The sequence below is a fragment of the Achromobacter maghribensis genome, assembly GCF_057334215.1.
In genome coordinates, this window is record NZ_JBHFII010000023.1 from 35,192 (window position 1) to 55,831 (window position 20,640).

The following is a 20,640-nucleotide window of genomic DNA, read 5'->3' on the forward strand; positions in this document are numbered from 1 at the left end:
CCCGCGCCACCCTGGGCGCGCGCGCCGTGGCCATCCAGAACACAGCCGGCGCAGCGGGCGCGGCTGCGGGCTTGGCCGGCGCGCTACAAACCGCGGGCATCCGCTTGGACGCGGTCTTCATAAATGCCGGCATTGCCAAGTTCGCCACCCTGGCCGAGGCCACCGAGGATCTTTGGGACCAAACCTTCAATACCAACATCAAAGGCGTGTTCTTCCAGTTGCAGGCATTGGTCCCGCTGTTGAACCCGGGCGCCTCTATCGTGCTGAACGGATCGATCAACGCCCACATCGGCATGCCGGCGTCGTCAATCTACTCCGCCAGCAAGGCCGCGCTGATCTCATTGGCCAAGACCTTGTCGGCCGAATTGCTGCCGCGCGGCATCCGCGTGAATGTGGTCAGCCCGGGCCCGATCTCGACCCCGATCTACGACAAACTCGGCCTGGACGCCGAGACCCTGGAAAAGACCGCGGCGGGCATCCAGGCGCAGGTCCCGCTGGGCCGCTTCGGCACACCGCAAGAACTGGCGGCCACCGTGCTGCACCTGGCCGCGCCGGAATCCGCCTTTATCGTCGGCACCGAGATCGTCGTGGACGGCGGAATGAGCCAGCTCTGACGACGATGCGGCTAGGCCCCGATCGAACGCAATGCGCGCTTGCAGATGCGTTCGGTCGCGGCGGAAGTTTCAGCGGCCAGCCAGCGCGCGCACACGGCGCGCACCCATGCCGGCTGATCCTTGCTGGCGTCGTTCAACCAGTTGGCCACCGAATCCTGCACATAGGCCGCCGGATCGGCGCGCAACGGATCCAGTAGCGGCAACGCAATAGCCGGGTCCGACTTCAACGCCGCGATATGGGCGCACCAGACCCCGCGCGGACGTAGCGATTCGCTGGCGAAGCGGCGCACGCGCTCGGAGGGATCCCGCGTCCAGGGCCGTAACGCTTGCACCGACGCTTCCAGTTCGTCGGCCAAACGCGGCCGCACCGCCAGCCACGCCCACTCGCGCACGCCGAAATGGGCGTCGTCGGCCAAGGGGCGGATACGGTCCAGCCGCGCTTGCAATGGCAGGTCCGGCTGCGCGCCCACCACGAAGCAGGCCCAGCCGCGCACGGTGTCGGAGCCGTGCGCCATCAATGTCGCGTCGGCATCCCGGCCCAGGTGGGCGCTCAGGATGCGGGCGGCCGCCACCATGCGTTTGGAAATGCCGGTGGCTGCCTGCGCGCGCATCTGCGCGATGGCGTCGGCGCCCACTTGCGGGACTACCGCCTGCATCAACGCCGCAAAGTCCACCGCCAGGCATTCGGTCAGCGTGGTGGCGGGCGCCCCCGCGTTCAACTGCGCCAGCCTGGCTTGCCCGATGTCCTTGACGCCCCGACCAGCGGCTGTCGCGGCGGGCGATGCGGTCCGGGTCATTGCGCCCCCTTCCTAAACGCCGCGCGGCCGGTGTCGGTGCCATGCCACACCCGCGCCAACAGGTCGCTCAGCTGCGCCTTGTCGGCCGCGTCCAGCCCGCCAAACAACGAACCGATCCAGTCCGTATGCTCCTTGAACAGCTTGGCTGCCGCCGACTTGCCCTTGGCGGTCAGCGTTACCAGGACCATGCGGCGATCCCCGCGGCCGGGTTCGCGCCGCACAAAGCCGTCGCGCTCCAGTCCGGCGACCAGGCCGGTGATGGTCGCGCGCGTCACGCCCGCCCCGTCCGCAAGCTGATGCGGCGACAGTCCTCCGGCCTGCTCGTGCAGCAGGAACAGCACCACGAACTTCCCTTCCGACAACTGCTTCGGCGCCAGGCGGGCCGCGCAATCGCGGTCGATGGCGTTGGCCAGCGACAGCAATTGGAAACACAGGCCGATGTCGTCGGCCGAGGCCAACCCGCGCCGCGCCGCTTCGTCGAGCAGCGCGTGGTGTTTAGGTTCAAGCATGGGCGGTGTTCGCATGACGTCGGGCATGGCCGATCTTTCTTTTCCTGGGTTCATTGGCATATAGTAAGGCGCCTAATTATTAAAACGCAAACCGCAGCACGTACCGGTATCATCGGCAGTCGCTCACCATCCGTTCCGCCCATGCCCCGCCCCGCCGGCGGATCTGCCCTATCATTCTGACCCCTTCTCCTTTCACGGAACCGACCCGCATGTCCGACACCGCCCAGCCCTTCGACGTCCAAGCCTTCATCGCCCAAAGTGTGGAGGGCATGCGTGCCGCCACCAGCGCGCATTGCGCCACCTGGCATCTGGACGACGCCGAGCAATGGTCGGTGGACATGGATAGCGCCAGCATCGTCTTCCAACTGCCCGGCGGCATCACCGCGACGGCGCCGGTGCAGATCATCGGCACGTCCAACAGCGCCGACGGCAGCTTTCTGTGGGGCTGGGACCATCCCTCCGTGCCCGCCGAACTGTCCGAACACGCGCAACTGGCGCTGGCGTTCGGACGCGCGCACGGTCTTGCCGCCTATACCCACCGCAAAGTCCAATGCGACGACGCCCAAGCCTGGGAATTCGCGGCCGTGGCGATGCGCCTGGGCGACGCCAGCGGCACGTATCGGGCTCAGGCGTCCGAGACCGCGCAGGTATGGATGACATTCGGGCAAGTCACGTTGTCCGCCGCATCAGGCCAATCCCAAGGCTGACCGCGCCATGATCCGTTTCCATCTGCCCCGTTCGCCTCTTGCCGCGATGGCGTTGGCGCTTCTTGCGCATGCCGGCAACCCGGCCCATGCGGCCCCGCGCGTCGTCTACACGGGAACGCTGCAAGGCGCGGGCGATGTGGTGATGGAACTGGACAGCAAGCCGGCGGACAACGGCATGCTGACCGGCCGCTACTTCTATCCGAAGCACGGTGTCGACATTCCGCTGAAAGGCACGCCGCAGGCGCTGATTGAACCGAAGACCTTCCAGGCGTTGGCCGACGCCGGCACAGACCCGGAGTCGGACGAACCGGCTGCGATTGCCGCCGCCACCTGGCAGGGCAAACGCGACGCCGGCGGCTACCAAGGCCGTTGGACCGACGCCCGCACCGGCAAGCAGCGCAGCTTCACCTTGCGCCGCGTGGCCGAATACGATCCCGACGCGTCCGCGCCCGGCAGCGTGCAGGCCGTCACCACGGCGATCAGCGGCGGCGTGGGCAGCGGCATCGACGCGAATGTCGGCATCAATGACCGCACGGCCCCCTACGAAACCTTGAAACTCGCCGGCCATGCCGTGCCTGTCGGAAAAGACAGTGGCGATGGCGCAGTCGCCTACCGAATGTGGCGCGACCCGCGGACGAAATTCACCTACCCGCGGCTAAGCCGGCACCCCGACCCGCAAGTCCTCGACCGCGTGAACGGACTGCTTGAACAGCGCCACTGGCAAATGAACCTGGCGGCGCTGGCCTGCATGGCATCGGCCTACACCGACGGCAACCCGGCGGCCGGCACGCTGGGCAGCTACGACGATGAAGCCGTTACCGTCCAATGGCTGTCCAAGGCGTTGATGACGGTGACGGAATCCGGCAGCCTGTACTGCGGTGGCGCGCATCCCGACAACCATTTCGAGCCCTACACCTTCGACCTGCTGCGTGGCGAATACCTGGACTGGAACCGCATCTTTGACGCCTACGTGCCCGGCGCAGACGGCTGGCGCAAGGAAAGCCCCACCCTGCTGGCGTTGATGGAAAAAGCCCGCGCGCCGCTGCCCGCCGCGAATACCAAGGGCGCCACGGAAGACGATTCCCTGGAAAGCTGCTCGGACGTGTGGCCCAGCTATCTGGCCCTGGGCACGGAATCGCCCGGGGTGCTGACCTTGTCGATTTCCGGCATCGGCCATGCGATGGGCGTCTGCCTGGGCACGCATGCGACCGTGCCGTTCAAGGACCTGGCGCCTTATCTGACACCGGGCGGCCAGGCGTACCTGGTCACCGAGTAACGGAACCTACCGATACAGCACCGTCGGCAGCCACATCCCGATCCCCGGGAACATGTAGAGCAGGAAGATGGCCACCACCTGGATCCCCATGAACGGCATCATGCCCAGGAAGATCTGGTTCAGGGTCACATGCGGCGGCGACACGCCTTTCAGGTAGAACGCGGACATGGCCACGGGCGGCGACAGGAACGCGGTTTGCAGGTTCAGCGCCACCAGCAGGCCGAAAAACAGCGGGTCGATGCCGAACGCGTTCAAGAGCGGCACGAAGATCGGCATGAAGATCACGATGATCTCGGTCCATTCCAGCGGCCAGCCCAACAGAAAGATGATGGCCTGCGCCAACAACAGGAACTGGATGGGCGTGAGGCCCAGCGACAGCACCCAGTCTTCGATGATGCGCTGGCCTCCCAGCAAGGCGAATGCGGCCGAGAAGATCGACGACCCCACGAAAAGCCAACACACCATCGCGCTGGTCTTGGCGGTCAGGAACACCGATTCCCGCAGTACCGGCAGATTCAGGCGCCGATACGCCAGCGCCAGCAGCGCCCCGCCCATGGCGCCCATGGCCGCCGCCTCGCTGGGCGTGGCCAGGCCAAAGGCGATGGACCCCAGCACCGCCGCGATCATGACCGCCAGCGGAAAGAACGACGACATCAGCATCTTGAAGATTTCCAGCCGCGCCCAGGTCAGCGCCGCATAGAACACCACCAGCATCACCGCGCACACCGCGACGAATATCCAGAACCCGTTTGGGGTCGGGACGGATTCGGCAGCGGCGGCAGCAGGCGGGACAGCAACGGCGGCGCCAGGGGCCGGGCCCGATGCCTCCGGGGTGCCCGGCGGTTCGGACAGGCCCGTTGCCCCGGCGTCCGAAGACGGCGGTTCGGCCAATTCGCCCGAGGGCGGCTCCGCCAGGCCACCGGCGTCCGGCTCGCTCAAGCCCCCGCCCGTATCGAAACCGCCCGACCCAAGGCGCAGTTCCGCAGGGATCTCGTATTCCACCTGCGGCCGTGTCACGCCATGGTGCACCACCGCCACCAGTAGCAGCGTCACGGCCAGCGGCGCAAGCGCCGTCGCCATGTTGCGCAACAGGAAGCCAGCAGACACATCACGGTTGCGGCGGCCCTTGAACAGGGCGGCCACCATGCCCGACAACGCCCGCGTGTAGCCCGCCGCGGCCAGCGCCCGGGTCTCCGGCGGCAGCGGCACGCCGCGCTCGCCCACCGGCAACGGCGGCGCCATGTCGGGGCGCAGCTTGGCCACCAGGATCACGTAGAGCATGTATAGCCCCGCCAGCATGATCCCCGGAAACAGCGCGCCCGCATACAGTTGCACCACCGACACGCCCGTCGTCGCGCCATAGACGATCAACATCACCGACGGCGGCAGCAGGATGCCCAGGCAGCCGCCCGCCGTGATCGCGCCCGCCGTCAGCCGCACGCTGTAGCCCGCCTTCAGCATCGCGGGCATCGCCAGCAGTCCCATCAGCGTCACCACCGCCCCGACGATGCCGGTCGCCGTGGCGAAGATCGCGCAGGTGGCCAGCGTGGCCACCGCCAGCGCGCCGGGCAGGCGCGCCAGCGCCAGATGCATCGACCGGAACAGTTTTTCGATCAGGTTGGCCCGTTCGACCAGATACCCCATGAAGACGAACAGCGGGATCGAGATCAGGGAATCGTTGGTCATCGTGGCATACGTGCGCTGCACCATCAGGTCCAGCGTCTGACCGATGGACCGCCCCGCGTCCGCGCTCTGCATGTAGTACGCCAGGAAGGTGAATAGCACCCCCATGCCCATCAGCGTGAACGCCGTCGGAAACCCCAGCATGATCGCCACCACGATCAGCGCCAGCATCAACAGGCCGATGTGCCCCGTGGTGAGATCGCCCCACGGGGTCAGGAAAGCGATCATCAGCAGCACGATTCCGATGCACGACAGGCCAAACCACAACGCCTTGTGGATTTTCATCAGTGCGGCTCCCGGGGCGTCGTCACGTAGCGGTCCAATTGGGCGATGTCTTCGTCCTTCACGTGGACCATCTTCTTTAGCTTGTCCACGTCGACTTCCTCGACGTCCTCTTCGCGCGACGGCCAGGCGCCGTGCCGCAGGCACAGCACGCAGCGCAGCACTTCGGCCACGCCCTGCAGCAACAGGACGGCGCCGGCCACGGGAATGAATGCCTTGAAGGGATAGATGGGCGGTCCGTCGGCCATCAGCGACGAATGTTCGCCGATGGCGATGGAGTAGCTGGCGTAGTACCAGCCCGCCCACACCAGCGCGATGACGCCAGGGAAAAAGAACACGATGAACAGGGTCAGGTCCAGGCCCGCCTGCACTCGCGGCGGCAGAAAGCCATAGAGGATGTCGCCGCGCACGTGCCCGTTCTTGGCCAACGTGTACGCCCCGGCCATCATGAACAAGATGCCGTAATACATCATCTGCATATCGAACGCCCAGGCGCTGGGCTGGTTCCACACATAGCGCGCCGCCACTTCCCAGCACACATGCAGGGCCAGCACGACGATCAACCAGGCGAACGTCTGCCCGACGAAAGTGGAAATGCGGTCAATCAAGCGTATGAGTCGGATCATCGGGCACCCAGGACAAGACGCATGGCGCTAAGGCGCACACGCCGCCCGCTTGGCCCGGGAGGACCCTGCGGGCGGCCAGACAGACGGGCGTCAGGCCGGTTTGGTGCTGCGCGAGAAGTAGTGGTTGTAGGCCATGCGGTAGTTCACCGACACGTCCCCATGCCAACGCCCCACCCGTTCGGCGAATGCGCGCTGCGAGTCCAGCACCTTCTTGAACAGCGGATTCTCGGCCGACCGTTTGGCGATCATCTCGTCCCAGATCTTCAACTGCGCCTGCAGGATCGCGTCAGGCGTCTTGTAGAACTTGACGTTGTGGTCCTTCTGCAGCTTGATGTAGTCCTGCGAATAGCGGTTGGCCGCTTTCCACGACATGTCCGCGCTGCAGGCCTGGGCCGCGTAGCTCAGGACGTGCTTCAAGTGCGGCGGCAAGGAGTCGTACTTGCCCTTGTTGAACAGCACTTCGAATTGCTCGGCGCTCTGGTGGAAGCTCTGCAGCATGCAGATCTTGGACACGTCCTGGAAACCCAGCGCAAGGTCGGACGATGCGTTGTTGAACTCGGCGCCATCCAGCAGGCCGCGGTCAAGCGCCGGCACGATCTCGCCGCCTGGCAAGGCGTTCACCGCCGCACCCATGGCCGTGTACATGTCGATTGCCAGCCCCACGGTGCGGAACTTCACGCCCTTCACGTCCTCGACCTTGGTCACGGGCCGCTTGAACCAGCCAAAGGGTTGAGTCGGCATCGGCCCATACATCAGCGACACCACGTTCACGCCCATCGCCTTCTGGATCTCGACCAGCAGTTCCTTGCCACCGCCGTATTCGTGCCACGCCAGCAGCATATTGGCATCCATGCCGAAGGAAGGCCCCGATCCCCACAGCGCCACGGCCGTGTTCTTTCCGTACCAGTAGGCCACCACCCCGTGGCCGCCGTCCAGCGTGCCGGCCGACACGGCGTCCAGCAGATCGAACGCCTTCACGACCGCGCCGGCAGGCAGCACTTCGATCTTCAACTGGCCGCCGGCCATGTCGTTGACCTTCTGGGCATAGTCACGCGCGAACTCGTGGAAGATGTCCGTGGCGGGCCACGTGCTTTGGAACCTGAGGGAAACAGGCGCGTTCTGCGCCCGGGTAACGGCGGGAAATCCCAATGCGGCGGCGCCCGCGGCGGCAGCGCCGGAAATGAACTTGCGGCGGGGTTTCGTGGGTTGTTGCATGGCTTGTTGTCTCCTTGGTGGACTACATGGAACAGCTTGTAGTGACTGCACCTGCATGGACACGAGAGAAACGCCTGCTGCGAGCTTCCCGGTGCCGGGACTGCGACCGCTTTGCAACTTTGAGCTGATTAGACCTTTCCGCCTAAGCGCTGACAATCAGCTTGTTGTCAGGAATTACCCTAGACCGCCGGATTAGGCCTTTGGTCTACCCGGCCGTGGCGCGCGCCAGCAATGACTGAAGCAATTCGCCTTGGCGGATGATTTCCGGTTCGTCCAGCCCGCTGTAGCCAATCACCAGGCCCGCAGGCAGGTCCACGCGCCGGCAATAGTCCGCGACCGGCTGCAACGCCAGGCCCCTTTCCCGCGCCCGGTCCCGCAACGCGTGCGCATCCTGCCCAGGCGGCAGCCACCACACCAGATGAAACCCGGCGTGCTCGCCGCTGGTTCGCACGGGTTCACCGCCCGCCGCCTGCGCCAGCAACCGCATCACCACGTCGCGCCGTTGGGCATACACCGCCCGCGCCTTGCGGACGTGGCGCGCAAAGCTGCCGTCTTCCAGAAAGCCCGCCAGCGTCATCTGTTCGATCATGCTGTTGGACCGCCCCGTGGTGTGGCGTGCCCGGGAAAATGCCGAGACCCATCGTTTCGGCACCACCGCATACCCGATCCGCAGCGCATTGAACATCGTCTTGTTGAAGCTGCCGCAATGGATGACCCGGTCCGCCGTATCCAGGCTTTTCAACGCCGCCAGCGGCGCGCTGTCGTAGTTGAATTCGCTGTCGTAATCGTCCTCGATGATCCAGCAATCCGCTTGTTTTGCCCACGCCAGCAGTTCCAGGCGGCGCGAGACCGGCATCGTGACCCCCGTGGGCGACTGATGCGCGGGCGTGACATGCACCAGCTTCACGCCGCGGTGACGACGCGCGCGCGCCACCGAAAAGCCGTGTTCGTCGATGGCGATGGGAACGACTCGCGAGGTGAACTGGCTGAACAGCGGCATGGCGTTCAAATAGCCCGGGTCTTCCACCAGCACCTTGTCCTGCCGCGACAGCAGAATGCGCGCGCTCAGGTCCAGCCCGTCCCGGATGCCGGTCAGAATAACGACCTGGTCCGCGTGGCACGAGATGCCGCGGGCCGTGCCCAGATAGCGCGCGATCTGTTCGCGCAACGGCAGCCAGCCTTGCGATTCTTCGTTGGCCAACTGGTCTGGCGTCACGCGCTGCGCGCTGGTCATCAAGCCCTTGCGCCATGTGGCCATGGGAAACAGCGACGCGTCGGCGGTTCGGGCGGCAAAGAGCGGTTCGGGCCCGGGCGCAGCCTGTGAGGTATCGGCGCACACGGGCTGCGCGGGTCGCTTGGACTCCGACGCGGCATGGCCGCCGGCATCGCCCGGCAAGCCTCGGCGGAAGAAGTTGTCCGGGATGATCGCCGACACATAGGTGCCGGAGCCGACGGCGCCTGTCGTATAGCCTTCACCGCGCAGTTGGTCGTAGGCCGCCTCGACGGTCGAGCGCGACACGCGCCAACGCTGCGACAGGCTGCGCGTGGACGGCAGCCGCGCGCCAGAGGCCAACGCCCCTTTCAAGATCCGCTCCTGAATCTGCCGATACACCCAAGATTGCTTCGATTCGCCCTCGCGAGGCGACTCTTGCGGCAAGTCCAGGCTGGATTCCAATTTCTTCCGGCTTGAAAGTGGCTTGTTCATTTTTACGAATATCGCCCTATTGGATAAGCCATTCTATCGATAAATTCAGGTCTGGATTTCTCTTTGCCACCCTCCACCCCGGACCCGCCATGCCCCCGTCCTACAAGATCTCTCTGCCTTCCGGCCAATTCGCCACCGACGGCCAGACGCCCCTCCTGGATGCCGCGCTGGCCGTCGGCGCGCCGGTCCCGTTTTCCTGTCAGCGCGGAGAGTGCGGCGCTTGCCGGGCGCAGGTGCTGGCGGGACGCTACACGCGCATCGCCCCGCCAAACGAGTCTTCCTATGTGCCGGCAGCCGATGAATTGCTGATGTGCCAATGCCGCGCGGCCAGCGACATGACGCTGCGCTTTCCGCATTGGACCGCCCCCGCCAGCACGCCGCGGCGCCGGCACGCAAGCGTGGTCTCGCGCCGGCCCTTGACGCCGGCGGTGACCGAACTGATCCTCGACATCCAGGGCGTCGAGCCCTTTGACTACCAGCCCGGGCAGCATGTGCGCGTGCACCTTGCGGACGGCAGCCACCGCTGCTTTTCGATTGCGAATGTGCCCGGCGCCGCCGGCCCGCAACGGCTGGCGTTCCACATCCGGCGCACCCCCGCCGGCACGTTCACCGGTCAGATCCTGCCTGCGCTGATGCCCGGCGACGCCTTGTCGCTGGACGGGCCGCACGGCGCCTGCGTCTGGCCCGCCACGTCACCCGCCGGCATCGACCATCTGGTGCTGCTGGCAACCGGCACGGGCTTTGCGGGCGTGTTCCCGATCCTGATGGCCGCCCTGGACAGCCGAAGCCTGCAAAGCGTGACGCTCTATTGGGGCGGACGCAAGCCCGAGGATTGCTACGCCAGCGGCCTGCTGGATGCGCTGCAAGGAAAAGACGGCGTGTTGCGGTGGCATCCCGTCACCGCCCAAGCCCCCGGCCGCCATGTGCAGGACGTTGCGGCGCAAGCCGGGCATGACTGGGCACGCACGATGGTCTACGCCTGCGGCAATGGCGCCATGGTCCGGGCAGCGCAGGCACGGTTGCGCGCGGCGGGCCTGCCGGAAGGTCGATTCCATTCCGAAGCGTTCTTGCCTGCCGACGACTCTCGCCCGAGCCAGACGCCGCGCCAGCCGCCGCACCCTTGGGAACGCGTCGGCGAAAGATTCACGCTGAACGGCATCCTGCAGGCCCGCCAGCGTTCGATGGCGGCCGTGCACGAGATTGCCGCCCTGATAACGCCCGGCATCACCACCGGCGATGCCATCGCCTTGGCCGACCAGCATTTGCGCCGCATGGGCGCGTCGCACAACTGGCATCCCACCTACGTGAGGTTCGGCGCCGACTCGCAGTCGCCTGCCGTGCAGCCCACCGACCGCCGCCGCACGCTGGGCGAAGACGACATCTTCGTCGTGGACATCGGCCCCGTCTGGGACGGCTACGAAGGCGACTACGGCGACACCTTCGTCACCGGGGCCGACGCCGACCGGCAGCGCTGCGCCCAAGCGGCCCGCGACGTCTTCCAGCGCGCGCGCCTGGCCTGGCTGGACGGTCTGACCGGGCAAGCGCTATATGACCTGGCCGATGTCTACGCCCACGAATACGGCTGCGCGCTGGTGCACGATATCGCGGGGCACCGGGTGTCGGATTTTCCGCATGCGCTATACGGCAAGCACCGGTTGGCGAATGCCGATTTCGTGCCCGGCGACGGCATCTGGGTGCTGGAAATCCAGGTGCGCGACCTGCGCTTGCCCTTCGGCGCGTTCTACGAGGATGTGCTGCTGCGTCCGCTCACGGCCTGAACGGCCAGGCCGGCTGCGCGCGCATGGCCCGTGGCCGCACGAGCGTGGCGCTACGGCTTGGCCTGGCCTTCCACCCAATGCTGGTTTGCCAGCTTGGGGTCGGGAAACGGCAATGTCAGGTTGGTGGGCGGCGACGCCACCCACTTGCCGCCGTCCTGGTAGAAATCCATCGGCGCTTCCGAGCGGCCCGCCGGCATCAGCAGCATCGTGGTGCAGGACACGCGCCCCTTGTGCGACGGATTGGGCGCGGGCAGGCAGGTGCCGATGGCCAGTTGAGACTGCTTCATGCCGGGCAGATCGTCGCCCAGCAGCGTGACCACGGCGGCGTGCGCCTGCTCCGGTGTCGGGATGACCAGCGGCTCGGCGTGCGCCGCAAAGCCGATGACGGCCATTCCGAAAATGCCAAATGGAGCAAGCTTCATGCGTTTCCCAGTGAGAGGTCCAGGGCCAGGCCCTTGGGGCCTGCTAAAACAAACCCCTGATCCCTCTCGATTCTACCCGGGCCGCCGCACCGCCCTGACCTTGCCGCTATTGCCGCCACCGCAAAAAAAGCGGTCCGCCCCATCCGACTCCAGGCCCGACACGCCCATCCCCGCAGGCATCTCGACGCTTTCCAGGACGTCGCCCGTCGCGGGCTCCAGGCGCCGCAGTTCGCTCGCGTCGTTCTCCCAGGTGCCGTGCCAAAGCTGGCCGTCCACCCACGTGACGCCAGTGACAAAGCGGTCCGAATCAATCGTGCGCAGCACGCGGCCGGTCTCGGGATCCACCTGATGGATCTTGCGCTGCGGGTACTGGCCCACCCACAGCGAGCCTTCGGCCCAGGCCATGCCGGAATCGCCGCCACCGCCCGGGGCCGGGATCGTCGCCAGCACGCGGCCGCTCTTGGGGTCCAGCTTTTGAATGCGCCCGTCGGCGATTTGATAGAGGTGCTTGCCGTCGAAGGCCGTGCCGGCGCTGGCCGCGACGTCCAGCGCGCGCGCCGTGACGCCGGTGGCGGGATCCAGCGAGACAAGTTTTTCTCCCACGGCCATCCACACCTGATCGCCATCGAACGTGACGCCGTGCACGTTGTCGACGCCGGGGAACGGGCCGTATTCACGGAGGATCTGGGCTTGGGTTCGTTTCATGATTGCATCCTGGTTAGTAGGAGACTTCATGCTACTGATCGGACAACAACGCAGGGAGTAACAAGCTTGTCGTGAAACCCGGCACCGGCGGCGTCATCCAGCGGCGCGCCCGCCCGTGCCCCAACGGCTGCGCCTGCCCGGCCGCCGCCAACGCATCCAGCGCCCGCTGCACCGTGCGCTGGCTGGCCCCCAGCGCCAGCGCCAAGGCGGAACTCGACCACGCCAGCCCATCGGCCAAACAGGCCAGCACGGCGGCCTGATCGCGGTCCGCCACATCCACCGGGCGGGCCAGCACGACCACCTCGGGCGCGCCCTCCGGCCGCAAGACAAAGCCGTGCTTCGTCGCATGGACGCCGGCCAAGGGGCGCATCGCCGCGCGCAAACGCCCGATTTCCACGCGCAGGCGTACACGGTGTGACTCGTCCTGGAAGCCGGTCCGAAAGGCCTGGGCGATCAGCAGTTCGCGCGACACATCCCGCGGCCATGCCTCGGCCAGCATCCGCGCCAGCGCGAACAGAACGGGGCGGCTGGCCAGCGACACCATTTTGCCCTCGCGCCGCAAGACGTTGCGGCACGCGTCGATGATGAACGCCGCTGACGCCATCAGCGCTTCGACCTCGCCCAGCGGCATGTCGTGGACCCCGCCCTGCGACACCCGGCGGCCGGCCGGTGCATGCAACGCCCGGAACGTCTGGTCCACTTCCGCCAATAACGCCGGAATGCCAGCCTGCCGCGCCGCGCCCGCGGCACGCGCCAATGCCACGCTTGCGGCCGACGCCTGGACCCGGCGCAACGCAATGCCGGCCCGGATCAATTCATGGATTGCCCGTGATGCCGCAGGCAGGCCCGTCGCATCCACGCCGTCCAAGATCTGGCCGGCGTCATCGGGCCGTCCGACCAGCAGTTGCCGACGCGCCTGAAGCTGCGCGGCATGCGCGGCATTGACCGTGTCGCCCTGCGCCAGCAGCGTCGCGCGGGCGGCGGCCAACGACTTTTCGGGCCAGGCCAGGTCGCGCGAGGCCAGCGCCACCTCGGCCTCGGCCACCACGCAGCGGGCGCGGGCGATGACGTCCTGCGCGCCGAAGGCTTTCGTCGCGCGGCGCAATAGCGCCTTGGCCCGTGCAAAATCCCCCAGTTGCGCCATCGCGATCCCGCGCAACGCCAGTGCCGGCGCGTCATCGCGCAACGCAACGTGGTTCAGCGCGCTGATCGGATCACCCGCCGCCAACGCGCGTGACGCGTTCAAGATCAGAATATCCATCGGGATGCCGCCATGCGCTCGCTCCTGCTGGCCCGGGCCTGGAAACTAATCTACCACCGCGGGCCTCGCCGGCGCCCGCCCGACCCGTCACACTGTTGCACCCTGGCGATGATGCGACCCCGTTTCTTAACGGGCGCCTGCCGCCGCGCCCCCTTTCCCCTCGCGCCACCGTGTAAACTCCCCCCTTTTTGACTCTGGTGGTATGTTGCAAGCCCCACAGCGCACAGGTTTAAGCGGCCCGACGCTCATTCGCTTGCTGACTCGCCTGACGGATGTCGACGTTCCGGAATCCAGGCAATCGCTTTCTGACCATCTGAGCCAATGGCTCGGCTGGACGGACGCGATCGCGCTGTCCGCGGCCTTGAATACCCGCCCGCCGGTGATCGCTCCCGGCGCGCGGACGTTCAGCAGTGCCGAGGAACGCGAGTGCCAGCGCGTCCGGACCACGCTGGCGGACGCCATTGCCAGCGACACGGCGGCCACGGCCGCCAAACGGCCTCTTCCCGGACAAGCCTCGGCCAAAAAGCCTGCGGCCATCGCGGAAGCCGAAGCGGATTACTCGAATTTCCGGCAGCGTTATCAGTCGTTGCAGCACACGATGGAGACCAGCGTGGGCAATCTGCGTAGTCGCCTGCGCGGGATGGTCGCGGCCAAAAACGGCGAGATGACGCGTCTGGCGGTGGTGGATGCCATCATGGACCGCGCCCTGCTGCCCAAGGAGCGCGCCCTGTTGGGCGTCATCCCGAAGCTGCTTGCCGGCCATTTTGAACGGCTGCGCTTGGCCGAAGCGGCGGACGCCGCCGAAGCCACGGACGCGCCGATAACACCCGGCGCATGGCTGGACGTGTTCCGCAAGGATATGCGGAGCGTCCTGCTTGCCGAATTGGATGTTCGTTTACAACCGGTCGAGGGGCTGCTTGCCGCCCTTCGCGCCAGCTAACCGGGACACTATGTCCAAGTATCTGATCAATTTCGTGGTTTTCCTGGCCGGTCTGGCCGTCGTGGGCTGGATCGGCGCGGGCTATGCGGGCACCAACCCGCTGGCGCTGGCCGTGACGCTACTGATCGGCGTCTGCTATCTGGCGGGCACGCTGGAGCTGCTGCGCTACCAGCAAGCCACCGCCAGCCTGACGCGATCGGCCACCGGCCTGTCGGAAGCGCCGGCCAGCCTGGGCTCCTGGCTGGATCAGTTGCATCCCAGCCTGCGCAACGCCGCGCGGCTGCGGGTGGAAGGCGAGCGAGTCGGCCTGCCTGGTCCGGCGCTCACGCCTTATCTGGTGGGCCTGTTGGTATTGCTGGGCATGCTGGGCACGTTCCTGGGCATGGTCGTGACCCTGCGCGGCACCGGCATGGCGCTGGAAAGCGCCACCGACCTGGGCGCCATCCGCGCGTCGTTGGCCGCGCCGGTCAAGGGACTGGGTTTCGCGTTCGGCACGTCCATCGCCGGCGTAGCGACCTCCGCCATGCTGGGCCTGCTGGCCGCGCTGTGCCGCCGCGAACGCGTGCAGGCCGCGCAACTGCTGGACACGAAGATCGCAACCACGCTGCGGGTGTACTCGCAAAGCTATCAGCGCGAAGAATCCTTCAAGCTGCTGCAACGGCAGGCCGAAGTGATGCAACGGCAGGCCGACGCCATGCCCACGCTGGTCGATCGGTTGCAATCCCTGATGCAAAACATGGAAAAGCAGACGCACGCCATCAACGAGCGGCAACTGGCCAGCCAGGACGTGTTCCAGGGCAAGGCCGAAGCGGCGTACGCCCGGTTGGCCGCCGTGATGGAACAGTCCATGAAGGAAGGCGTGGCGGAAAGCGCGCGCTCCGCCGGCGTGGCCTTGCAGCCCGTGGTGCAGGCCACGATGGAAAGCCTGTCACGCGAAACCGCCAGCCTGCAAGACACGGTCACTCAGGCCGTGCAGCAGCAGTTGGCCAGCCTGACCTCGGGTTTCCAGGCATCCACCGCCACCGTTGCCGACATCTGGAGCCAGGCCCTGGCCGGTCAGCAGCGCGCAAGCGAGACGCTGGCCCAGGACCTTCGCGCGTCGCTGGACCGCTTTGCGCAGACCTTTGAACAACGCTCGTCCGCCCTGCTGGACGGCGTCTCCGCGCGGCTGGAAGCCTCGTCGGGCGACATGTCCGACGCCTGGGCGTCCGCGCTGTCGCGGCAAGAGCGGGTCAGTGAAAAGCTGGCGGGCGACAACCTGCAAGCCCTGACCGCAGCCGCCGCCAGTTTCGAGCAGCACTCCGCCTCGCTGCTGCGCACCTTGAACCAATCGCACTCGCTGCTGCAATCCGAGCTGGCATCGCGCGACCAGCAACGCCTGGCCGCATGGACCGAAACGCTGGGCGCGATGGGCGCCACCCTGCGCCAGGAATGGCAGCAGTCCGGCGCGCAAGCCGCCGACCGCCAGCAGGCCATCAGCGACGCGCTGGCGCAGGCCGTGCGCGACATCAACGCTCAGGCCGCCACGCAAGCCAGCCTGCTGGAAGGCGTGTCGGCGCGCATGGAAGCCGCCGCGAACAACGTGTCCCACCGCTGGGAAGCCGCGCTTTCCCGCCAGGAACAGGTCGGCGAAAAACTCGCCACGGACAACCAGCAAGCCCTGACGACCGCCGCCGCCGCGTTCGAGCAGCATTCGGCGTCGCTGCTGCGCACCCTGGAGCAATCGCACGCCGACCTGCAGGCCGCCCTGGCTGCCAAGGACCACGAACGCCTGGCCGCCTGGTCGGATGCGCTTGCCCGCACTGCCCGCGATGTCACGTCCCAGACCGAAGCCCAGGCTCTGCTGCTTGAAAGCGTGTCCACCCGCCTGGAAACGGCGGCCACCCGCGTGTCCGACCAATGGAACACCGCGTTGTCCCGCCAGGAACAGGTCAGCGAAAAGCTGGCGGCCGACAACCAGCAGGCCCTCACCACTGCCGCGGCGGCCTTCGAGCAGCACGCAACGTCGCTCTTGCGCACGTTGGATCAGTCACATGCCGACCTGCAAGCCGCGCTGGCCGCGAAGGACGAACAACGCCTGACCGCCTGGACCGGCACGCTCGCCACGATGGCCGCGGCGCTGGGCCAGGAATGGAAGGCGGCCGGCGACCATACCGCCGTCCGCCAACAGGAAATCAGCGACACGCTGGCCCTGACCGCCCAAGACGTCGCCACCCGAAACGAGGCGCAAGCCCGTCTGCTGGAAACCGTATCGGCCCGCCTTGAGTCGGCCGCGCGCGAGGTCACGCAGGCATGGACCGACGCGCAAACGCGCCAGGAACAGGTCGGCGAAAAGCTGGCTGCGGACAACCAGCACGCCCTGTCCAGCGCCGCCGCCGCCTTCGGCGAGCACTCGGCCGCGCTGCTGCGCACGCTGGACCAATCGCATGCGGACCTGCAAGCCGCGTTGGCCGCGAAGGACGAAGAACGCTTGTCCGCCTGGACCGGCAAGCTGGCCGCAATGGCCGATGCGCTGGGCCAGGAATGGGAACTGGCCGGCGTGCAAGCCGCCGACCGCCAACAGGCGCTCAGTGACACGCTGACCCAGGCCACCCGTGACATCACCGCGCAGACCCAGGCGCAGGCCGGCCTGCTGCAAGACGTATCCGCCCGCCTGGAAACGGCGGCAAGCCATGTCACGCAGGCCTGGACCGATGCGCAGACGCGCCAGGAACAGGTCGGCGAGCAATTGGCCGCCGGCAACCGCCAAGCGCTGGAAACTGCCGCCGCCGCGTTCGAGCAACACTCGGCGTCGCTGCTGCAAGCGTTGGACCAATCGCACACCGGCCTGCAAGCCGCGCTGGCATCCAGCGACGACGCGCGCCTGGCCGCCTGGACCGACAAGCTGGCCGGCATGGCCGATGCGCTGCGCCAGGAATGGGAACAGGCCGGCGCCGCCACCGCGAGCCAACAGCAGCAGATCTGCGACACGCTGGCCCAGACCGCCCACGACATCACCTCGCAGACGCAAGCGCACGCCAGCGACACCATCGCCGAGATCGGCCGCCTGGTGCAAGCCGCGTCCGAGGCCCCGAAGGCGGCTGCCGAGGTCATCGGCGAGCTGCGCCAGAAGCTGTCCGACAGCATGGTGCGCGACAACGACATGCTGGAAGAACGCAACCGCCTGCTCGACACGCTGGACACGTTGCTGACCGCCGTGAACCACACAGCGGCCGAGCAACGCACGGCCGTGGACGCGTTGGTCGCTTCGTCGGCCGAACTGCTGGAACGCGTCGGCACGCAGTTCACCGACCGGGTCGAAGCCGAAACCGGCAAGCTCACGGACGTCGCCGCCCACGTCACCCGCAGCGCCGTGGAAGTGGCCAGCCTGGGTGAATCGTTCGGCGTCGCGGTGCAGCTGTTCGGCGAGTCGAACGACAAGCTCGTCGCCCACCTGCAACGCATCGAAGCGGCGCTGGACAAGTCCATCGCGCGCGGCGATGAACAACTGTCCTACTACGTGGCGCAGGCCCGTGAAGTGGTCGACCTGAGCCTGATGTCGCAAAAGCAGATCATCGAAAATCTGCAGCAACTGGCGATCCAGCGCGCCACCGCCGGAGCCGAAGCCGCATGAGCGAGGACATCGATGGCGGCGTCGAGGCAACCGCACCGGTTTGGGCCGTCTTCGGCGACCTGATGTCGGTGCTGCTGGGCGCCTTCGTGCTGATCCTGGTCAGCGTGATCGGCGTGCAGCTGCAACTGTCGACACAGCTGGAAGAAGAGGTCAAGCAGCGCCAGGAAGAAACGCAACGGCGAGAAACGCTGGAGCAGGCGCTGGCGGGCCCGCTGGCGGCCGGCCGCGTCACGCTGATCAACGGGCGCATCGGCATCAGCGGCAGCGTGCTGTTCGCGTTGAATTCCGACCAATTGCAGCCCGAAGGCCGCGACGTCCTGAAAACCCTGATCGAGCCGCTGTCCGCCTATCTGAAGACGCACGACGAAATCCTGATGGTCAGCGGCTATACCGATGACCAGCAGGTGCGCGAAGGCAACCGCCGCTTCGCGGACAACTGGGACCTGTCGGCGCAACGCGCCCTGACGGTCACCCGGGCGCTGATCGACGAAGGCGTGCCCGCCTCCGCCGTCTTCGCGGCCGCATTCGGCTCCGAACAGCCGGTGGCGTCGAACGCCGACGAAGCGGGACGCGCCAAGAACCGCCGTGTGGAGATCACGCCGATTCCCAAGCCGTCCAATGACCCGGAAAAGCCGCGTGGGCAGTGACGGCAGCTTTGGCGGCGCGCGCGACGCGCAGGCTACGCTGGACGCCTGGCGCGACAGCGGGGCCGACCGCGTCGACCCGGTGCGCTTCCGGTTCCTGGACGCCATGGCCCGGCGCGCGGCGGCGATGGACGGCCTGGCGCGGCAGTTGCTGGACGCAAGGCTGGCCGATTTGCTGCATGCTTATGAAGGCCGGCTGGCGGCCGATTCCCCGGCCGATTCCGCGGCCGCCGATGCCGGCGCCTCGGAGGCCGCCCGCAGCGCCGGCGCCCTAGCCGGCCTGATCGATTACCTGGCCGACCCGGATCCGCCCGGCGGCGTCAGCGGCTGGACGCGCGACACGCTGGGCCTGCGGGCCACCTATCCCGACGTGCAGATGCTGGATTATTTCCGCGGCGTCTGGTCACGGGTCAGCGCAGACCGCCAGGTGCGTCAGTCGCAGGAACAGGTGCACAAGAACGCCGGCCCGCTCAATTCCAATCAACTGGTGCACCGCGCGCTGTCGTTGATGCGAGAGCTGTCGCCGGGCTATCTGCAGCAGTTCCTGTCGTATACGGACGCGCTGATGTGGATGGAGCAGCTTCACGCGGCCACGGCCACGGCGCCGAAAGAGACCGCCCGCGCGGGCGCCGGCAAGTCGGCAACTGCAAAGACAGGCACGGCCAAGGCGGCGCCGGCCAAAAAACCGACACGCGCCAAGACACGCTAAGAGCGGACCACGGCCGTCCCGTTGGCCGCCGATTTGCATGCTCTTCGGCCTCGCAGTAAGATATGATCCATATACAAACCATATACGGATCATTCCCACCATGGGTCTCGTCAAAATCTCCGAGCAGATGCATGAGAATCTGCGCGTCGCCAGCGGCGCCCTCAGCCGCTCGATCAATTCCCAGGCCGAACACTGGATGCGCATCGGCATGCTGTCCGAACTCTATCCCGAACTGCGCCACGCGGATATCTGCCAATTGCTGATCCGCATCGAACAGGGCGAAGGCTTCACCATTGCGTCGCTGTCTCGGCGCTTACCCGACGCTGCCCAGCAGGAGGCCGCGTAAATGGCGAAGAAGGTTTCCATCAAATCCGCCGCCGATATCGAAATGGCCCGCAAGGCGGGCGCCATGGCGGCCGAAGTGCTGCACATGATCGGCGAACACGTGCGCCCTGGCGTCACCACCGATGACCTGGACCGCATCTGCAACGAGTACATCGTGAACGTGCTGAAAGCGATTCCGGCCAACGTCGGCTATCACGGCTTTCCCAAGACGATCTGCGCGTCGGTCAACCATGTGATCTGCCACGGCATCCCGTCAGCCAAGGTGCTGAAGAACGGCGACATCCTGAACATCGACGTGGCCGTCATCAAGGACGGGTGGTTCGGCGACACCAGCCGCATGTATTACGTGGGACAGCCCAGCCCCCTGGCGCGCCGCCTGGTCAACACCACCTACGAAGCCACGCGCGCGGGCATCATGGCGGTCAAGCCCGGCGCCACGCTGGGCGATATCGGCCATGCCATCCAGACGGTCGCGCATCGCGAGCATTTCAGCATCGTGCGCGAATATTGTGGCCACGGCATCGGCCAGATCTATCACGACGAGCCGCAAGTGCTGCACTACGGTCGCCCCGGCGAAGGCCTGGTGTTGCAACCCGGCATGATGTTCACCATCGAGCCCATGATCAATGCCGGCAAACCCGCGACCAAGCAGTTGCCCGACGGTTGGACGGTGGTCACCAAAGACCGCTCGTTGTCGGCCCAATGGGAGCACATGGTCGTCGTGACCGAAACCGGGTACGAGGTGCTGACCCCCTGGCCGGACGGCTACGGCGACTATCCGCCGATTCCCTGACCGTCCAGCGCGGCGG

The 20,640-nt window shown here is 66.8% G+C and carries 19 protein-coding genes; 10 read left to right on the plus strand and 9 right to left on the minus strand.

All coding sequences use genetic code 11. The annotated features are described in order from the left end of the window. A partial coding sequence (locus ACE039_RS09665; protein WP_485822230.1) for an SDR family oxidoreductase occupies positions 1-614 on the plus strand: 614 nt, incomplete at its 5' end. Positions 615-625: 11 nt separating this feature from the next. On the opposite strand, the gene ACE039_RS09670 is transcribed toward ACE039_RS09665, so the two are convergent. Both ACE039_RS09670 and ACE039_RS09675 read right to left on the minus strand, forming a co-directional pair. Further along, entirely contained in the window at positions 626-1,411 is a 786-nt protein-coding gene (locus ACE039_RS09670) for a DNA alkylation repair protein (protein WP_485822231.1), read from the minus strand. Further along, positions 1,408-1,920, minus strand: coding sequence for a MarR family winged helix-turn-helix transcriptional regulator (locus ACE039_RS09675; RefSeq protein ID WP_485822232.1), 513 nt, complete (start codon positions 1,918-1,920; stop codon positions 1,408-1,410). The genes ACE039_RS09670 and ACE039_RS09675 overlap by 4 nt, the downstream gene beginning before the upstream one ends. A 209-nt stretch (positions 1,921-2,129) precedes the next feature. Here ACE039_RS09675 and ACE039_RS09680 point away from each other — a divergent pair, with 209 nt between their 5' ends. Together ACE039_RS09680 and ACE039_RS09685 are read left to right on the plus strand one after the other, a co-directional pair. Further along, on the plus strand, positions 2,130-2,627 hold the full coding sequence (locus tag ACE039_RS09680) for a DUF6882 domain-containing protein (protein WP_485822233.1): 498 nt from the start codon (positions 2,130-2,132) through the stop codon (positions 2,625-2,627). Positions 2,628-2,634: 7 nt separating this feature from the next. Further along, positions 2,635-3,903: a hypothetical protein gene (locus tag ACE039_RS09685; protein ID WP_485822234.1), complete on the plus strand. Its 1,269-nt coding sequence runs from the start codon at positions 2,635-2,637 to the stop codon at positions 3,901-3,903. A 6-nt stretch (positions 3,904-3,909) separates the two neighbouring features. Here the strand turns inward: ACE039_RS09685 and ACE039_RS09690 are convergent, their stop codons facing one another. From ACE039_RS09690 to pdxR, 4 genes are all read right to left on the minus strand, one after another. Beyond that, on the minus strand, positions 3,910-5,871 hold the full coding sequence (locus tag ACE039_RS09690; protein WP_485822235.1) for a TRAP transporter large permease: 1,962 nt from the start codon (positions 5,869-5,871) through the stop codon (positions 3,910-3,912). Continuing rightward, a complete protein-coding gene (locus ACE039_RS09695) occupies positions 5,871-6,494 on the minus strand; it encodes a TRAP transporter small permease subunit (RefSeq protein WP_448710414.1) in 624 nt (207 codons plus the stop codon). Before ACE039_RS09695 ends, ACE039_RS09690 begins: the two co-directional genes overlap by 1 nt. 90 nt (positions 6,495-6,584) lie before the next feature. Beyond that, a complete protein-coding gene (locus tag ACE039_RS09700) occupies positions 6,585-7,709 on the minus strand; it encodes a TRAP transporter substrate-binding protein (protein ID WP_105556745.1) in 1,125 nt (374 codons plus the stop codon). A gap of 205 nt (positions 7,710-7,914) precedes the next feature. After that, the gene (pdxR, locus tag ACE039_RS09705; RefSeq protein ID WP_485822236.1) at positions 7,915-9,414 is read right to left on the minus strand and encodes a MocR-like pyridoxine biosynthesis transcription factor PdxR; all 1,500 of its coding nucleotides are present in this window, start codon (positions 9,412-9,414) and stop codon (positions 7,915-7,917) included. A gap of 89 nt (positions 9,415-9,503) precedes the next feature. Between pdxR and ACE039_RS09710 the strand changes: the two genes are divergently transcribed. Further along, entirely contained in the window at positions 9,504-11,192 is a 1,689-nt protein-coding gene (locus tag ACE039_RS09710) for a M24 family metallopeptidase (RefSeq protein WP_485822237.1), read from the plus strand. A gap of 50 nt (positions 11,193-11,242) precedes the next feature. Here the strand turns inward: ACE039_RS09710 and ACE039_RS09715 are convergent, their stop codons facing one another. The 3 genes from ACE039_RS09715 to ACE039_RS09725 form a co-directional block, all read right to left on the minus strand. Next, positions 11,243-11,614 (minus strand): hypothetical protein, encoded by a 372-nt coding sequence (locus tag ACE039_RS09715; protein ID WP_146121019.1) that lies wholly within the window; start codon positions 11,612-11,614, stop codon positions 11,243-11,245. A gap of 72 nt (positions 11,615-11,686) precedes the next feature. After that, positions 11,687-12,319 (minus strand): Vgb family protein, encoded by a 633-nt coding sequence (locus ACE039_RS09720; RefSeq protein ID WP_485822238.1) that lies wholly within the window; start codon positions 12,317-12,319, stop codon positions 11,687-11,689. A gap of 31 nt (positions 12,320-12,350) precedes the next feature. Then, complete coding sequence (locus ACE039_RS09725; RefSeq protein WP_485822239.1) at positions 12,351-13,580, minus strand: helix-turn-helix domain-containing protein; 1,230 nt, start codon at positions 13,578-13,580, stop codon at positions 12,351-12,353. Positions 13,581-13,782: 202 nt separating this feature from the next. On the opposite strand from ACE039_RS09725, the gene ACE039_RS09730 reads away from it, so the two are divergent. The 6 genes from ACE039_RS09730 to map all read left to right on the plus strand — a co-directional run bounded on the left by ACE039_RS09730 (position 13,783) and on the right by map (position 20,624). Beyond that, entirely contained in the window at positions 13,783-14,520 is a 738-nt protein-coding gene (locus tag ACE039_RS09730; RefSeq protein WP_485822240.1) for a DUF3348 domain-containing protein, read from the plus strand. Between the two features lie 10 nt (positions 14,521-14,530). Further along, complete coding sequence (locus ACE039_RS09735; RefSeq protein ID WP_485822241.1) at positions 14,531-18,133, plus strand: DUF802 domain-containing protein; 3,603 nt, start codon at positions 14,531-14,533, stop codon at positions 18,131-18,133. Beyond that, a complete protein-coding gene (locus tag ACE039_RS09740; RefSeq protein WP_485822242.1) occupies positions 18,130-18,780 on the plus strand; it encodes an OmpA family protein in 651 nt (216 codons plus the stop codon). The genes ACE039_RS09735 and ACE039_RS09740 overlap by 4 nt, the downstream gene beginning before the upstream one ends. Further along, the gene (locus ACE039_RS09745) at positions 18,752-19,486 is read left to right on the plus strand and encodes a DUF2894 domain-containing protein (RefSeq protein ID WP_485822243.1); all 735 of its coding nucleotides are present in this window, start codon (positions 18,752-18,754) and stop codon (positions 19,484-19,486) included. Before ACE039_RS09740 ends, ACE039_RS09745 begins: the two co-directional genes overlap by 29 nt. Before the next feature lie 100 nt (positions 19,487-19,586). Next, positions 19,587-19,832 (plus strand): ParD-like family protein, encoded by a 246-nt coding sequence (locus tag ACE039_RS09750; protein ID WP_105556735.1) that lies wholly within the window; start codon positions 19,587-19,589, stop codon positions 19,830-19,832. Continuing rightward, positions 19,833-20,624, plus strand: a complete 792-nt coding sequence (gene map / locus ACE039_RS09755; protein WP_105556734.1) for a type I methionyl aminopeptidase — start codon at positions 19,833-19,835, stop codon at positions 20,622-20,624. It abuts the gene before it with no gap. Positions 20,625-20,640 lie beyond the last annotated feature (16 nt).

Bases quoted from the DNA above. Each gene is read 5' to 3' on its own strand.
- ACE039_RS09690 (WP_485822235.1), bottom strand. From the start codon at position 5,871: ATGAAAATCCACAAGGCGTTGTGGTTTGGCCTGTCGTGCATCGGAATC.
- ACE039_RS09740 (WP_485822242.1), top strand. From the start codon at position 18,130: ATGAGCGAGGACATCGATGGCGGCGTCGAGGCAACCGCACCGGTTTGG.
- ACE039_RS09725 (WP_485822239.1), bottom strand. From the start codon at position 13,580: ATGGATATTCTGATCTTGAACGCGTCACGCGCGTTGGCGGCGGGTGAT.
- ACE039_RS09710 (WP_485822237.1), top strand. From the start codon at position 9,504: ATGCCCCCGTCCTACAAGATCTCTCTGCCTTCCGGCCAATTCGCCACC.
- ACE039_RS09695 (WP_448710414.1), bottom strand. From the start codon at position 6,494: ATGATCCGACTCATACGCTTGATTGACCGCATTTCCACTTTCGTCGGG.
- pdxR (WP_485822236.1), bottom strand. From the start codon at position 9,414: ATGAACAAGCCACTTTCAAGCCGGAAGAAATTGGAATCCAGCCTGGAC.
- map (WP_105556734.1), top strand. From the start codon at position 19,833: ATGGCGAAGAAGGTTTCCATCAAATCCGCCGCCGATATCGAAATGGCC.
- ACE039_RS09700 (WP_105556745.1), bottom strand. From the start codon at position 7,709: ATGCAACAACCCACGAAACCCCGCCGCAAGTTCATTTCCGGCGCTGCC.
- ACE039_RS09675 (WP_485822232.1), bottom strand. From the start codon at position 1,920: ATGCTTGAACCTAAACACCACGCGCTGCTCGACGAAGCGGCGCGGCGC.
- ACE039_RS09720 (WP_485822238.1), bottom strand. From the start codon at position 12,319: ATGAAACGAACCCAAGCCCAGATCCTCCGTGAATACGGCCCGTTCCCC.
- ACE039_RS09735 (WP_485822241.1), top strand. From the start codon at position 14,531: ATGTCCAAGTATCTGATCAATTTCGTGGTTTTCCTGGCCGGTCTGGCC.
- ACE039_RS09715 (WP_146121019.1), bottom strand. From the start codon at position 11,614: ATGAAGCTTGCTCCATTTGGCATTTTCGGAATGGCCGTCATCGGCTTT.
- ACE039_RS09685 (WP_485822234.1), top strand. From the start codon at position 2,635: ATGATCCGTTTCCATCTGCCCCGTTCGCCTCTTGCCGCGATGGCGTTG.
- ACE039_RS09680 (WP_485822233.1), top strand. From the start codon at position 2,130: ATGTCCGACACCGCCCAGCCCTTCGACGTCCAAGCCTTCATCGCCCAA.
- ACE039_RS09670 (WP_485822231.1), bottom strand. From the start codon at position 1,411: ATGACCCGGACCGCATCGCCCGCCGCGACAGCCGCTGGTCGGGGCGTC.
- ACE039_RS09750 (WP_105556735.1), top strand. From the start codon at position 19,587: ATGGGTCTCGTCAAAATCTCCGAGCAGATGCATGAGAATCTGCGCGTC.
- ACE039_RS09745 (WP_485822243.1), top strand. From the start codon at position 18,752: ATGACCCGGAAAAGCCGCGTGGGCAGTGACGGCAGCTTTGGCGGCGCG.
- ACE039_RS09730 (WP_485822240.1), top strand. From the start codon at position 13,783: ATGTTGCAAGCCCCACAGCGCACAGGTTTAAGCGGCCCGACGCTCATT.